Origin of the sequence: Delftia sp. 60, assembly GCF_002754395.1 — a bacterium.
Taxonomy (GTDB): Bacteria; Pseudomonadota; Gammaproteobacteria; order Burkholderiales; family Burkholderiaceae_C; genus Comamonas; species Comamonas acidovorans.
This window is the reverse complement of the sequence record NZ_PEFD01000001.1, coordinates 4,092,987-4,107,684: the sequence shown is the minus strand read 5'-3', so window position 1 is coordinate 4,107,684 and position 14,698 is coordinate 4,092,987. Positions and strand designations below refer to the sequence as shown.

Sequence of the window (14,698 nt, the reverse complement as noted above, 5' to 3'; positions counted from 1 at the left end):
GGTGCAGTGCCTTACCTGGAACCACCCGCCATGACTTCAGCAATGACTCCCCTTGAATTGCGAACCCTGATCGATCGCTACCGAGCCGAGGGCCTGGTGCCGCCAGGGCCGCTGGTCTGCAGCGGTGGCCGGGCGCCGGACGGCAGCTTCAATCCCTTCGGCATCGTGGCCGATCTGGTGGTGGACCTGAAGGTGTTGCTGGACGAGGCCGACGCGGCTGGCCTGCAGGCGCTGGACATCCATGCCGATACCGTGGTGGTGCCCGAGGGGTTCGACAGGCGGCTTGACGGCGCGGTGCGGCGGCTGACGGTGGTTGCCCGCCGCATTGTTTCCGAAGGCACGACGGTGTTGCGCATGCTGCATGACGAGGACAACGAGCTCAGCAGGGTGCGCATTTTCGTGGAAGCCGTGGAGGGCCGGTTCACGCTGTACGGCGGCCCCACGCGCGACACCGCTTATGCGCTGGAGGAGGCCTGGGACACAGTGGCGCGGCCGCAGTTCAGCAATTTCCTGTGGCAGGGCAACCGGGCTGTGGTGAAGCACACCCCCGTGCCGCCCGGCTTGCTGGAGCATGGCGAGCCGATGCACAGGGTGCTGGCCGCGCTGTTTGCCTTGAGCGCCGGCATGGCGGGCAGGCCTGGCCACAGCGCGGCCGAGCTGGCGTTGTGCCATGAGGCGCTGGCCTGGATCACGCGCTGGTCAGGGGTCGAGTCCGGGTTTGGCGAGTTGATCCAGGCGGCGGGTTCGCTGCAGCGTCTGCTGCCGGTCATGGGTGTTGACGGGCTGGCCAGGCCGATTCCTGATCTGAGCGCCGGAAGCTATCTGTCGCTGGCCAAGGCCCGGCAGGAGGTGATGGCGGCCATGGAGGCCCACCTGCGCAGCCTGCGCGCCAGCGGCGAGCTGGCAGGTGCCGTGGGCAGCGTCGCGCAGGCGTTTGCCTACCGGGACACCATGGACCTCAAGACGCTGGAGGCACGTTGCACCGAGCTGGAGCAGCGGTTGATTCAACAGATCGAGGCCCTTGACCGCGCCGCACGCACGGTGCGCCAGGAGGAGCTTGAAGCGGAACTTGCCGCCATGCGGCTGAAGCTGGAGAGCGACGTTGCCCAGATCGTGCGCACCGTGAAGATGAGCCTGGAAATCGCCTTTGGCGTCATTGCGGTCGCGGGCAGTGTGGCGGCCCTGTGCGTGGGCGTGCCGCCCGACCCGAAGGCGCTGACCGAGACCGGTCAGAAAGGCGTGCTCGGCCTGAAGGATTTGTACGGGCAGGCCAAGACGCTCGGCGGCAGCATAGACGGCCCGCTCAAGGCGCTGAAGGCCCTGGGCCAGTCGTTTGCCATTCCACTGCAATGGGCCAGGCACAACTCCAGCACGCTCAAGAATCTGGTGGATCCCGCCAAGGGCGCATTGAATGCGGTGCTGCCGGTGATCCGTGGGCCGCTGAGCGGGCTGGATGTCGAGGGGATTTCACGGGAGCTGGGCGACACCATGCGTGCACTTGCGCTCATGCCGGATGCCAATGAAGCCAAGGCGGCCTGGACGGTGCTGGAAAACGATGCCGTCAACCGGCTGGATCTGGTGCTTGCCACGGAAGGCACCGAGGCGGCCGTGCGCAACGCCGCCAACACCCTCAAGACACAGGTGCAGAAAGTGGCCGTCTATGGCCGCCTGCTGGCAGAGCAAAGCGCATCCAAGAATGCCATTGCCCGTGAGCTTGCCACGCTCAAGCTGGAATACGTTGCGGTGATCGGCAAGCGCAAGCGCCTGCAGGCGCTGGAGCAGCAGGCGCTGACAGAGCTGGAGCGCAGCGCGCGGCTGCAGGGGGAAATCACCCTCAGGGCAGAAAGTGCGTGCCGCGGTTTCTTCGTGGACTGCTTCGGGGTCCGCGCCGCACAGGCCTACGAGACAGGCAAGCAGCCCGGCCACCGTCTGTCGATGCCGGGCACGGCCGCTGCCATGGCAGATGCACACGCCACCCTGCTGGCAGACCACGCCAGCGCGCAGGCGGCCAATGCGAGGACCAAAGGTGATCTGCGGCGGGAATTGCGGGTCACTGACGCCGCGCTGCTGCAGCAGCTGGCGCATGGGCAGCCCATCAGCCTGTCCATTGCCACCAGCCATCCGGCACTGGCCAGCTACCGCCGCATCCGCCTTTCGTCGGTGCAGGCCTGGCTGGAGTTTGCCGATGCCTCGGCCCAGCGCATCAATATCGACATGGTGACCGGCAGCGACTTTCACGACAGCACGGGCAACGGGGCCGAGAGGCTTTTCTGCTCGCCCCTGAAGATCAACTTCACTTACGCCGGCGACCAGATCGAGTTCTCGCAGCATCTGGGAGACGTCTGCCCGACGCCGTTCACGACGTGGCTGATCGAAGTGCTGGAGCCCCGACAGATGCCGGCAGCGCCTCGGGCCCTGCGCCTGTTGATGGCCGGCACTGCCGCCAGATGACCCGGCTTCTGTGGCTGCCCGCCGCTGCCACGGCGCTGTGCTGCGGTGGCGCCCTGGCATCAAGCTGCCGCGTCGAAGTCGAGCCCGCGCGTGAGCCAGTCGCAAGGCAGGTATGGACCGATATCGCCGAGTTCTCGTTCCTGACCGGGCTTGATCTGGACGATGCCAGCGGCCGCATGACGCTGGTAAGGAGCCTGGAGAGCATGCAGTCGTTCCCTGCGCTGAAGGCAGCATCGGCCGCTTGGGGCACGCTGCGTGCCCGTATCGACGGGCTGGCCGACACGGTGCAAAAGCTGGGGCAGGCCGTGGGGCGTTTGCAGCAGCTGTGCGACCAGCTGGATGCCGTTTCGCTGGCCCCCGACGCACCGCTGGACGAGGCCCGATGGAATGCGGGTGTCGCAGCCGTCGAGACGGAGATGGATACGGCCATTGCGGCGGCTGCACCCGTCGTGGCGCAGCTGGAAAGTCATGCCTCGCTGCTTCGCGTGGCCGCCGCGCACCATGCCAGGCAGCCGCCACCGGCAAACGCGGTGGTCCGCCTTGGGCCCGCGCCGCAGGCGATGGCAACGGAATTCAGCACCCTGGCATTGCGCTGGCGGGCCGTGGCCTCCGACCTTGCAAATGCTCGCCGCATCTTGCCGGTGAGGCCGGTGCGTGGTTCATCCGCGCCCTTGATCGCCATGACGGCCGCCATGCGGGAACTGGCACGGATCTCCGCCGAGGCGCACGCACTCTCGGCCCAGCGGCTCAGCGATGCGGATTTTCGGCGCTACGAGACGGGCGACTACCTGTACGACCAATGCCCCATGCTCAAGGACCGCCAATGGGTCGGGCTGCAGAACCTGTACTGGAGTGAAAGGCGCAACGCGGTAGCGCTGCTGCAGGGTACGGGCCTTGTGTCTCCTCCCGGTCTGTTCAACTTCGAGCCATGGCAGATTTCCGTCCCGGCCATGATTCTGGGCGCCGACAGATGGAGGTTCCTGCGCACCGGCAAGGGCTACTGGCTTGTCCAGAATGCGGCGTTCGGACCGGGCACCATAGCGCTCGATGTCACCAGCGTGGCCGGGAAACCGCATCTTGAGCTGAAGATGACGGCGTCGGCGGGGGACTCCCCACGCTTCAGCGGCCAGCAGTGGCGCTGTGCGCCCAGCGCCCTGCCGGGCCAGTTCCATCTCTACAACCGCTTCCTGTCGGATGCCATCGTGCTGGACACGGCCAATGACAATGGCATTGCCGTCATGCTGCCGGCCACCAACCGCTCCTCTGGCCAGTATTGGCGTGTGATCGAGCGGTAAGAGGTACTTGGGGGCAGGACCCCCTTGATCTCAACCGCACTTGAGGTTGCATGCTCCAGGCTTCTCGTCGCCATGGCACTGCGCCATGGCCGGCGCAGACCCTGCAACCAAGAAGCATCCATGCCCCATCAAGATTCCCTCACGCTGGACGATCAGGTCCGGCCGACGACCACCGAGAGCTGGTCCATCCTGTCCTCCCCCTACCGCCTGACGACGATCGGCATCGTCTCGCTGGTGGCCTTGATTGCCTTTGAGGCCCTGGCCGTGGCCACCGCCATGCCAGCGGTGGCCCGCGCGCTCGATGGGGTGCCGCTGTATGCGGTTGCCTTTGGCGTGACCCTGGCCACCAGCGTGGTGGGCATGACGGTGGCCGGCGGCTGGTGCGACGCGCGCGGGCCGGCGGCGCCGCTGTGGTCTGGCATGGCGTGTTTTGTGGCGGGGCTGCTGCTGGCGGGCTTTGCGCCTTCCATGCCGGTGTTTCTGGCGGGGCGGCTGGTTCAGGGGCTGGGGGCCGGTGGCATGTCGGTGGCGCTGTATGTGCTGGTGGGCCGGCGGTATCCCGAGGCACTGCGGCGGCGCATTTTTGCGGCGTTTGCCACGGCCTGGGTGGTGCCCGCGCTGGTGGGACCGGCGTTGAGCGGCCTGGTGGTGGAGCACCTGGGCTGGCGCTGGGTGTTCCTGGGCGTGCCCCTGCTGGCCTTGCCGGCCGGGGCGATGCTGCGCCCGGCGCTCCAGGGCCTGGGCGGCCATGGCCAGGGCATGCAGGGCGGTGTGCGGCGCGGGCTGTGGGCCTTGGGCGCGGCCACGGGCATCTGCCTTCTGTATGTGGGCGGGCAGAGGCAATCGGCGGGCGCCTTGGGGGCGGTGGCGGCGGCCGCGGCCTTGTCGCTGGTCTGCACCTGGAAGCTCTTGCCGGCCGGCACGCTGCGCGCCGGGCGCGGGCTGCCCAGCGTGATCGCCTTGCGCGGGCTGGTGTTTGCAGCGTTCTTCGGGGCCGAGGCGTTCCTGCCGCTGGTGCTGGCGCGCGAGCACGGGCTGTCAGCGCCCATGGCGGGGCTGGTGCTGAGCGCGGGTGCGCTGGGCTGGTGCTCCGCTTCCTGGTACCAGGGACACAGCCGCAACGGCTGGAGCCGTCACCGATTCCTGCGCGTGGGAACCAGTGCCGTGCTGGCGGGCGTGCTGCTGACGGCATCCGTGGCCTGGCCGGCCGTGCCCGTGTGGGTGGCGGTGGTGGGCTGGATCGTGTCGGGGCTGGGCATGGGCCTGCTCTCGGCAAGCCTGTCGGTGCTCACGCTGTCCATGTCCGCGCCCGGCGAGCAGGGCGCCAACAGCTCGGCCCTGCAGCTGTGCGAGGCCATTGCCGTGGCGGCCACCCTGGCCATTGGCGGATCGCTGTTCGCGGCCTTGCTGGAGACTTCGGCCCAGGCGGCCTATCTGGCGAATTTTGGGGTTGCGGCCGGGGCGGCGGTGCTGGCGGCGGTGATCGTGGGGCGAACGGATACGCGGCAGGTGTTTGTGGGGTGATGAATACGTCCCACTGATATGGCAGTGATCGCTGGATTGACGTAGAAGCGGGACAGGTGACGATGCACCCACCCATCGGTGACTGGACAAAGCGTCCAGTTCCGCGGGAGCGCTGGCGGCTATATTCGCTGCGCGGCAAGCCGCATTCCTGTCTTGAATGCATGCGCCGGCAAGCGTGTCGTGCATGCCTGAGGCTGTATCAAGGGCCACCGTAAATATCCAGAGGAAACAGTTGAATGGGCATCGCTTTTCGCCAGACTGAAATCAACATCAAGATCGCCAAGAAGCAGGGCAAGGTACTCACCGCGCTTCTGCAGGAAAAAGGCTGGATCACGGAAGACATGCCGTTGGATGCCGCGTTGGCCGCGATCGGCTGGTATGGCAAGAGCCAGAAGACCCTGCTGGTGATTGACGAGATCGATGTGGACAAGATCACCGAGCGGGTCTCTCAACAGTTGGAGGCGCTGGCTCCTTTTGTGCGCGATGGGAGCTTTGTCCGTTTTGAATCTGAAGAAAGCAGCAAGGACTATGCGCTCTGTGTTTTCGAGGGCGGCAAGGCCCACGGCTACGGGTGGTTGGGCATCCGGGAAAAATCATCGGTCGCCGCCGCCATCGGAGCTGTGCCCAGTGGTCCATGGAATGAGTACATCCATGACGAGTCTCCTTCTCAGCAGAAACTGACCGATCACCGCTATTGGGCCGTGGTGGCACGGAGCATGGCGGAGAAGCTCTGGTTCATTGCCGGGAGTTCCACGAGCTTCAATGCCAGGGAAAAGGAGCAGGCCTACTGGATCATCCGGGCATGCGAAGAGGCACGGACTTCCATGCTGGGTGAGCGCCATCTGCTGGTCCAGGATATCCAGATGTATGAGCGAGAGGTGGCAAAGCTGCCGCAGATTCTTGCGATCCATGCGCATGAGGCGAAGCTGCGCTGGCTGAAAGGACCCCGCAAGAAGCTGGCCGCGCTGGATTTCGATATCCGTGCCGATGAACTGCAGACGCTGCTTGGCTACCGCGATACGTTTGCGCCAGGGCGAGAACTTCTGGTCAATGGACAGCAGGGGGCATACCAACCGGAAGTGCGCGCATTCTTCGCGCAACTGCGTGAGGCTCCCTGGTTCCTGCAGCTTTGCAAGCTGGCAAAGGACGGGGAGGACCGCATGCAGGTCATCCTGGATTTCCAGGGGTTGATGTCTGATGTGATGGACTCTGCCGATCTGAAGGAAAGTCTGTTCTATCTGCATTGGATGGCGTCCGCCGAGAAAGGGTGCGTCGCCATCGTTCTTGGTGCAGACAGTGAAGATATCTCGGACCTCGCGCCCGAGATTCACAAAGCCATGCAAAGAATCGCCCAACTGGCGACCTTGAAGTAGGCCTGCCCGCAAGGCGTTCTTCCTGCGGCCAGCCGCGTGCATGATGGCCGGCATGAATATCTCCTCCTACTTCGAAATTCCCGTCCATGAGCTGGAAAAGGCCATGGCGTTCTACCGCGCCGTCTTCGGGCATGCGCTGGAGCGTGACAGCGTGGATGGCAACGAGATGGCCTTTTTCCCGTATGCGGAAGGCGCGCCCGGCTCCAGCGGCGCACTGGCCCAAGGCGACAGCTATGTGCCGGGAAAGTCGGGCGCCCGCGTCTATTTCGATGTGCCCGATATCCAGGACACGTTGAGAAGGGCCGTGGCAGCGGGGGGAGCAGTTCGCTATCCGGAAACGGCGGTGGGCGCGTTCGGGTTTGTGGCGGAGTTGGAGGATCTGGACGGCAATTGCATTGGCCTGCGCGCTGCCGCGGCGTCCAGGCAAGATCCGGACGCTGAGCCGGCGCTCCCGATGCCGAGCCATGGGGAAAATGTCACATGAAGCACGAAAAGAATATTTCCCCGGTAGGCTGGTACGTGGTTTCCTACCTGCTTCGTTTCGTGGAACTGAACGATGAGAAGAGGGACGACGAACAGGCCCGCTTCCTGTCTTGGGAGAACACGGTGCTGGTCCGTGCCGGCACCTTGGACGAGGCCTATGAGAAAGGGATGGCGCTTGCCCTGGAGAATGCCGTGCCCTACAAGGGTGGGCCGGATGGAGAGCCTGTCCAGTGGGAGCTGCTGGGCATCACCGAGGTGCTGCCTATCTACGAGGAGCTGGCGGACGGCGCGGAGATCCTGTGGACCAAGCGTGCGCCCAGAAAACTGAGGAATCTGCGGCAGATGGTCAAGCCCAAGGGCGAGTTCCGGCAATAGGGGCAGGTGGGGCCGATTGCTTGCCGGGCAGCTGCATCTTCAAGGCCAATATTCCAGCAGAAAGAAGATGGTGGCAGGCATGGCGATGAACCCCAGGAGACGCTTTTTTCTCAGGAAGCTTGCAGGCAGTCCTGATGCCAGCAGTTTTCTATGATTGATGGGTTCAATCAATGCTGAAGAGATCATCACAAAGGCAAGCAATGCGAATTTGATAGTCTGATCGTTGAAAAACGGTATGGCTAACATGGGTGCGGCGCAAGCCATAACGATGTATTTGCTCACCCCTTGGGTCAGGAGTTTTTTCTTTTCTTCTTCTGAAAGGACGGATGTCAGTCGGTTGAATAGATAGATATAAAGCAGAGACAGAGATATCGCAATATACGAATATTTCATTCTTTGAGTTCCTCGCCCTCAATTTGAGGCTGCATTGTTGAACATGCAAAGGAAGCAGGCAAGTGGCATTTTTTGCAGCGGCAGTTGCATTGGCTCGCACGCTCTCCCCGGTATGTGGGCCGGAATATGCTGAATGCTGCGGTATCCGTCTTTTTTGCTGTAGGACGTGCGCGCAGGGGCTGGCGCGCCCCGGGACCACGCCTTGCCCTGTGGCGCCTGTGCTGTGATGGCGGCTTGTCCAACCAACGCACAGGAGAAACACATGTCCGAGAAAACCGCTTCCGTCCATTGGGAAGGTGCAGGCAAGACCGGCCAGGGCCGCATCAGCACGGAGACCGGCGCGCTCAAGGACCATCCCTACGGGTTCGGCAGCCGCTTCGGGGATGACCGCAAGGGAACGAATCCCGAGGAGATCGTGGGCGCCGCACATGCGGCGTGTTTCACGATGGCCTTTGCCTTTGCCTGCGAGAAGGCGGGCATCGCCACCGAGATGCTGGACACCACGGCCAAGGTCCGGCTTGCCAAGGATGGCGAGGGTTTCAAGATCGACCGCATCGCGCTCACGCTGCAGGCCAAGGTGCCCGGCATCGACGATGCGCAGTTCCAGAAAATCGCCCAGGAGGCCAAGTCCCAGTGCCCGCTGTCCAAGGCGCTGGCAGGCGTGCCCGAGGTGACCCTGGTGGCCACGCTGCTGCATTGAACGCGCAGGCCCTTTGGGCCTTTGCCGCGCGGTGACGCGGCCTCAATCCTCCAGTACCAGCCTTCCCCGCATGGGCAGCGCATGCGAGGGATACGAGCAAAAGTAGGTATAGCTCTCGCCCTTGCGCAGGCGCGCCACGGGGAAGGTGACCGAGGCATGCTCGCCGCCCGACAGCATTTGCGTGGCGGCGATGACGCGTGCGTCGGCGTGGTCCACCCAGGCCCGGTCGGGGCCGGCGCGCAGGCCGTCGGCGATCACGGCGTCGATGTCGGCGCTGCGGGCCAGCACCCAGTTGTGGCCGGCTTCCTGCCAGGGCTTCCTGCCGGTGTGGACCAGGTGGACAGTGAAGTTCTCGCAACGCGCGCTGACGCGGATTTCCGCCAGGCTGAAGCGTTTGCCGGGCTGGCCTTCAATGGTGGTTTCGCAGGCGGGATGGGCCACGCTGGATGCGGGCGTGGGGTGGGCATGCTGGGCCTGGGCGTTCAGGCAGAAGGCGGCCAGCAAGGCAGCGGCGGCGGTGATGCGGGTATGCATTCGGAATCTCCAAAAAAGCGGATGGATCTGGAATCGGGGACCGGGCTCAGGCCGCAGGCGTCAGCCCGTCCACGATGACCTGGGGCAGGCCCTGGGAGCAGGGCTCCACCCGGGCCTGCACGCCGTAGACGTGGGCCAGCAGGGCGGGGGTGACGGCCTGGGCGGGCGGGCCGTCGGCCAGCAACTGGCCTTGCTTGAGCACGATGACGCGGTCGGCGTGGCGCAGGGCGGCGCCCAGGTCGTGCAGTACGACCAGGGTGGTCATGCCGTGGCGGCGCGTTTGCTCGCGCACCAGCTGCATGACGTGGAACTGGTGGTTGAGGTCCAGGGCGGACAAGGGTTCGTCCAGCAGCAGCACGCGCGGTTCGCGGATCAGGGCCTGGGCCAGGCCTGCAAGCTGGGACTGGCCGCCAGACAGCTCATCGAGGTGGCGCATGGCCAGGTGGGCGATGCCCAGGTGCTCAAGCAGGGCGGTGGCCTGGGTGACCGCATCCGGGGAGCCGGCCTGCAGCGGGCGCGTGGCGTGTGGCGAGGCCTTGCGCGCGGCCAGCAGTGATTCGATGACGCGCAGGTGCACGGCGGCCGGCAGGGCCTGGGGCAGGTAGACGATGCGGCGCGCGCGCTCGGCCAGGCTGGCGTGCTGCAGTTCCTGGCCTTCCAGCGTGATGCTGCCCTGGGCGCGCACCAGGCCGGCCAGGGCACGCAGCAGGGTGGACTTGCCGCTGCCGTTGGGCCCCAGCACCACGGTGAGCGTGCCGGCGCGCAGCGGGGCGATGTCCAGCGATTCGATGACGCGTCGGCGCCCGTAGGCGACGCTGAGACCCTCGATCTGCAGACCATCTTGCGTGAGAGGTGGCAGATAGGTGGGTGCGAAGTGCGGGGTATTCAGGGAGGTGTTCAGGGTGGTGCTCATGTCCGCCCCCGCGTGCGCAGCACGATGGCCAGGAAGAAGGGAATGCCCACCAGCGAGGTGACGATGCCCACCGGGATGATCACGCCCGGGATCAGCGTCTTGGACGCCACCGAGGCCAGCGACAGCACCAGCGCGCCGACCAGGGCGGCGGCGGGCAGGTAGAAGCGGTGGTCATCTCCCACCATGCGGCGCGCGATGTGCGGTGCCACCAGGCCGATGAAGCCGATGCTGCCCACAAAGGCCACGGACAGCGCGGCCAGCAGGCTGATGCGCAGCAGGGCGCCCAGTCGCAGTCGGCGCACGTCCACGCCAAAGCTGGCGGCACGGTCCTCGCCCAGGCGCAAGGCGGTGAGGCGCCAGGCGTTGAGCAGCGAGAACGGCAGCACCAGGGCCAGCGCGGCGGCCAGACCGGCCACCTTGGGCCAGGTGGCGCGCGAGAGGCTGCCCATGGTCCAGAAGACCAGGCCCTGCAGTGCCTCGGCCGTGGCCACGAACTGCAGCAGCGAAACCAGGGCGTTGAAGCTGAACACCAGGGCAATGCCGAACAGCACCACGCCCGATGCGCTCATGCCGCCCCAGCGCGCCACCAGATCCAGCAGCAGGGCCGAGGCCATGGCGAACAGGAAGGCGTTGGCAGGCACGGCCCAGGCCGTGGGCACGCCGGGCAGGCTCCAGTCCAGCACGATGGCCAGGGCCGCGCCAAAGGCGGCGGCCGAGGACAGGCCCAGCGTGAACGGGCTGGCCAGCGGGTTGGCCAGCACGGTCTGCATCTCGGCGCCGGCCAGGCCCAGGGACAGGCCCACGGCCACGGCCATCAAGGCGTAGGGCAGGCGAATGTCCCAGACGATGACGCGCAGCGCAGGCGGCGCCTGGTCCGCATGGCCCAGGGTGGCGATCAACTGGTCCAGTGCCAGCCCGGAGGGGCCGGTGGTGAAGTCCAGCAGCAGCGCGCCCACGATGGCCGCAGCCAGCAGGGCCAGCACCAGCACGCGCAGGGCGGTCAGGCGCCGGTAGCCTCTGGCCAGCGGCGTGGCGCTGGCGGCCGGGCTGGCGAGGTCCACGGGCAGGTCGGTGGCCATGTTCATCGCGCGGCTCCGCTGGCCGCTATGGCCGCTGCCTTGGCAGGTGCATCGCCCCAGAAGGCGCCGTGCATGGGCAGGGCGGGCAGGAAGCGGCGGTTGATCTCGTCCAGTGTGGCCTGGGGATCGATGTCGCCAAAGCGCTCTGGGTAGAACCACTTGGCCATGGCCTCGATGGCCAGGATGTTGGTGGGTGCGTCGTAGAAGTTGTGCCACAGGCCGTGGGCGCGGCCCTGGCGAACGGCGCCCAGCACCTCGAAACCGGGGCGCGCGGTCAGCGCCTGCAGGCTGGCCGAGAGGTCGGCCGGCGCCACGCCGCTGCCGGCCTTGAGCATGAGGCGGTTGCTCTGCGGGCGGCTGCCGGTGGCGATGTAGACCTCGGGGTCGGCGGCGATCAGGGCTTCCTGGTGCATGTCGCCGATGGCGCCGGGCACCTTGCCGGCCGCGACGTTGATGCCGCCGGCCGCCTCGATGAACTCGCCCATGTTGCCCTTGCCGACGGTGTGGCAGCAGCCGTCCCAGACGCCGGCCAGCAGCTCGGCGAAGACGCGCGGGCGCTGGCTGGTGGGAATGCCCTCCACCCGCTGGCGCACCTGCTGCAGGTGCTGCTCGTAGAAGCGCGCATAGGCCTCGGCCTGTTCCTCGCGGTGCACGGCCTTGCCCAGGATGCGCATGCTGGCCAGGGTGTTGCGCACGGGCTGGGCGCGAAAGTCGATGAAGACCACGGGCACGCCGGCCTTCTTGAGATCGTTGACCAGGCCGCTCTGGCGCCCCGGCCCATGTCCGCCCAGGCCGAAGATGGCGATGTCGGGCCGGGTGGAGACCGATTGCTCGGCGCTGACGCTGTCTTCCGAGGTGCGGCCGATGACCGGGATGCGGTCTATGGCCGGGAAGCGGCGCCGGTAGTCGGCATAGCCGTTGGGGTCGGCGAAGGGCAGCTCGCCCTGCCACCCGGCGATGCGGACCAGCGGCTGGTCACCCTCGATCAGGGCCAGGGCGTAGAGGAAGCGGCCCTCGCCCAGCAGGATGCGCTCCACCTTGGCGGGGATTTCGACCGTGCGGCCGACGATGTCGACCACGGTGGCGGCCGGTGCATTGGCAGCGGTGCCGGCAGGCGAGGCCGCAAGCGCGGAGGCGGACAGCAGGGCGGCGGCGCAGGCTGCGGCCAGGGCCAGCAGTGCGCGGCGTGTGGGGAGACGTTGGGTGGATGTCATGGTGTGGCCCCGGCTCAGAAGGACAGGTCCAGGCCCGCCGTGTAGGTGCGGCCCGCGCCCGGCACGCCGTAGAGCTGGAAGCCGTCCAGCGAGGCGCCGATGCGGCTCCAGTAGAAGCGGTTGGTGAGGTTGTTGATGTTGAAGCGGGCCGTGAGCTGGCGGTTGATGCGCCAGCTCAGCGCCAGGTTCTGCACGAAGTAGCTGGGCGCTTTTTCGTGGTCGGCCACATAGATGGGGTGCACGCCGTTGGGGCCGTTGACCGTGCTGGACGTATTGTTCTGGCCGCCCACCATGACGTTGTCCGTATAGCGGCGCTCACCCACGTACTGCGCGCCCCAGCTCAGGGTGACGGCGGGCGTGACCAGGAAGGAGGTCCAGACGCTGCCGCTCCAGTCGGGCACGTTCCTGGCCTCGGCACCTTCGTTCGCGCCCTTGGTGAGGCGGCTCTTCAAGTGGGACAGGCCGGCGTACACCGACCAGCGCGGCGTGATCTCGCCCTGGGCGCCCAGCTCGAAACCCTGCACCCGCTTGGCGGGCAGGGCGCGCACGGGCGAGACGCTGTCGGGGCTGTACTCCCACGATTCGCTCAGCTCGGTGCGGAACACGGCGCCGGTCAGCGACAGGCGCCCGCCCAGCACGTCCCACTTGCTGCCTGCCTCCCAGGTTCGTGACAGGGCCGGCGCATAGGCCAGCTGGGCGGCCGTGCCGTAGACGCCGTTGTTCGTGGTCACGCCCATGGCCGAGGGCTGGGCCGCGCGGCTGTAGGAGACATAGATGGAGCCCTCGCTGGCCGGCTTGTAGACCAGGCCCAGGCGGCCGCTGAGCGCGCCGTCCGTGCGGCTGGCGCCGCCGTTGTTCGCCTGCCAGCGGTCGTAGCGCAGCGCCGTCTGGGCCTGCCAGCGCGGCGAGAAGGTGATGGTGTCGTTCACATACACGCCCGCGTTCTGCACCGTGGCGCGCGCGCTGCCCGCGCCCACCACCGTGGGCGTGCCCGGGAAGATGGTGGCCGGGTCGGCCATGTCGAAGCCCAGCGTCCCGGTGGGCAGGTCCATGCTGCGCTCGCGGTCGCCATAGGTCTCGCGGTACAGCTCCAGCCCTGCCGTGAGGTCGTGCTTGAAACCTGCCGTCTCGAAACTGGTGCGCACATCGGTCTGGTTGTTGGCGATGGTGTAGCGCTTGGACACTGGCACAGAGGCCAGGCGCAGCGAGGCATTGGCGCCCGTGGTGTCCACCAGGCCGTAGTCGCCATAGGACAGGATGCCGCCCGGCGCCGTCACCAGCCCGCCCAGGCCCACATAGCCCAGCGAGTTCTTGTTGCTGCCGCTGTTGAAGCGCGCGGGCGCCAGCACGCTCCAGTTGTCCGAGCGCTCGTAGCGGAACTGGTTGCGCACCGTGGTCGTGGGCGAGAGGTCATGCTCCACGCGGGCCGTCACCATATCCGTGCGCGACTGCTGGGTGTAGAGGTTGGAGGCGCCGTACCAGGCATTGCGCGGCACGCCCGGCATCACCTGGCCGCCCGTGCCGCGCTGAATGGGCAGGCCGCCATCGGGCGTGTTGTCGTCCACCTGGTGGAAGACGTTGACCACGGTGCGCGTGGAAGTGCCCAGGCCGTGGGCGAACGAGGCTGCCACGCCGTAGCGGTCGTAGTCCACCCCGTTGCGGCCGGCCACGTCGTTCTGATGCTTCATGAGGTTCAGGCGCACGGCGCCGGTCTCGCCCACGCTGCGGTTCAGGTCGGCCGTGGCGCGGCGGTAGCCATCGCTGCCCACGCCCACCGAGCTGTTGTGGAACGTGTCGCGCCTGGCTTCCTTGCTGACCAGGTTGACGCTGCCGCCCACGGCGGACACGCCAGACTCCACCGAGCCCGTGCCCTTGTAGACCTCGGCCTGCTCCAGGTTGAAGGTGTCGGTGCGGCTGGCCATGCCGCCGTCGCGCACGCCGTCGATGGTGATGGCCTGCTCGGCCGAGAAGCCCCGGATGGTGAAGAAATCTCCCCAGCCCAGGTTGCCCTCGCCCGAGGTGAAGGTGATGCCGGGCACGTTCTGCAGCACCTCCTGCAGGCTCTGGGCGTTTTGCTCGCGGATCAGCTCGGCCGGCACCACGCTGATGCTTTGCGGCGTGTCGCGCAGCGGCTGGGTGAGCTTGGGCGACTGCACGGCGGCGGGCTGGTAGGCCGGCGCCTCACGCGTGGAGCGGACCTCGACCGTGCCCAGGGGCGATGCCGGAGCGGCCGCAGTCTGGGCCACGGCCAGGGTGGAGAAGGCGCCCAGCGTCAGCGCAAGGCTGGTGGACAGGGCCGGAGGGAAACTGTTGGAGTGCTGAGAAGACATGGCGACGAATCACTAGAATGAAAATCGTTCTTAT

13 protein-coding genes are annotated in these 14,698 nt (G+C 66.8%); 7 read left to right on the top strand and 6 right to left on the bottom strand.

The window, feature by feature from the left end:
• Positions 1–42 precede the first annotated feature (42 nt).
• The 6 genes from CLV01_RS18570 (at position 43) to CLV01_RS18545 (ending at position 7,501) form a co-directional block, all read left to right on the top strand.
• Positions 43–2,451 (top strand): hypothetical protein, encoded by a 2,409-nt coding sequence (locus CLV01_RS18570; protein WP_257221387.1) that lies wholly within the window; start codon positions 43–45, stop codon positions 2,449–2,451.
• Entirely contained in the window at positions 2,448–3,746 is a 1,299-nt protein-coding gene (locus CLV01_RS18565) for a hypothetical protein (RefSeq protein WP_099733546.1), read from the top strand. Before CLV01_RS18570 ends, CLV01_RS18565 begins: the two co-directional genes overlap by 4 nt.
• A gap of 120 nt (positions 3,747–3,866) precedes the next feature.
• On the top strand, positions 3,867–5,270 hold the full coding sequence (locus CLV01_RS18560; RefSeq protein WP_180288426.1) for an MFS transporter: 1,404 nt from the start codon (positions 3,867–3,869) through the stop codon (positions 5,268–5,270).
• A 236-nt stretch (positions 5,271–5,506) separates the two neighbouring features.
• Positions 5,507–6,643, top strand: a complete 1,137-nt coding sequence (locus CLV01_RS18555; protein WP_099733548.1) for a hypothetical protein — start codon at positions 5,507–5,509, stop codon at positions 6,641–6,643.
• Between the two features lie 52 nt (positions 6,644–6,695).
• Positions 6,696–7,127: a VOC family protein gene (locus CLV01_RS18550; protein ID WP_143290019.1), complete on the top strand. Its 432-nt coding sequence runs from the start codon at positions 6,696–6,698 to the stop codon at positions 7,125–7,127.
• Entirely contained in the window at positions 7,124–7,501 is a 378-nt protein-coding gene (locus tag CLV01_RS18545) for a DUF4288 domain-containing protein (RefSeq protein WP_099733549.1), read from the top strand. The genes CLV01_RS18550 and CLV01_RS18545 overlap by 4 nt, the downstream gene beginning before the upstream one ends.
• Positions 7,502–7,540: 39 nt before the next feature.
• Here CLV01_RS18545 and CLV01_RS18540 read toward each other — a convergent pair whose 3' ends face one another.
• Positions 7,541–7,894, bottom strand: a complete 354-nt coding sequence (locus CLV01_RS18540; protein WP_099735315.1) for a hypothetical protein — start codon at positions 7,892–7,894, stop codon at positions 7,541–7,543.
• Positions 7,895–8,156: 262 nt separating this feature from the next.
• Between CLV01_RS18540 and CLV01_RS18535 the strand changes: the two genes are divergently transcribed.
• On the top strand, positions 8,157–8,594 hold the full coding sequence (locus CLV01_RS18535) for an OsmC family protein (RefSeq protein ID WP_016447025.1): 438 nt from the start codon (positions 8,157–8,159) through the stop codon (positions 8,592–8,594).
• A 42-nt stretch (positions 8,595–8,636) separates the two neighbouring features.
• On the opposite strand, the gene azu is transcribed toward CLV01_RS18535, so the two are convergent.
• The 5 genes from azu to CLV01_RS18510 are packed head-to-tail and all read right to left on the bottom strand — an operon-like array spanning position 8,637 to position 14,664.
• Complete coding sequence (gene azu, locus CLV01_RS18530) at positions 8,637–9,128, bottom strand: azurin (protein WP_099733550.1); 492 nt, start codon at positions 9,126–9,128, stop codon at positions 8,637–8,639.
• Positions 9,129–9,174: 46 nt separating this feature from the next.
• On the bottom strand, positions 9,175–10,041 hold the full coding sequence (locus CLV01_RS18525; protein WP_257221386.1) for an ABC transporter ATP-binding protein: 867 nt from the start codon (positions 10,039–10,041) through the stop codon (positions 9,175–9,177).
• Entirely contained in the window at positions 10,038–11,126 is a 1,089-nt protein-coding gene (locus tag CLV01_RS18520) for a FecCD family ABC transporter permease (protein WP_099733551.1), read from the bottom strand. Before CLV01_RS18520 ends, CLV01_RS18525 begins: the two co-directional genes overlap by 4 nt.
• Positions 11,123–12,334, bottom strand: coding sequence for an ABC transporter substrate-binding protein (locus tag CLV01_RS18515; protein WP_099733552.1), 1,212 nt, complete (start codon positions 12,332–12,334; stop codon positions 11,123–11,125). Before CLV01_RS18515 ends, CLV01_RS18520 begins: the two co-directional genes overlap by 4 nt.
• 14 nt (positions 12,335–12,348) lie before the next feature.
• On the bottom strand, positions 12,349–14,664 hold the full coding sequence (locus CLV01_RS18510; RefSeq protein ID WP_099733553.1) for a TonB-dependent receptor: 2,316 nt from the start codon (positions 14,662–14,664) through the stop codon (positions 12,349–12,351).
• Positions 14,665–14,698: the final 34 nt, after the last annotated feature.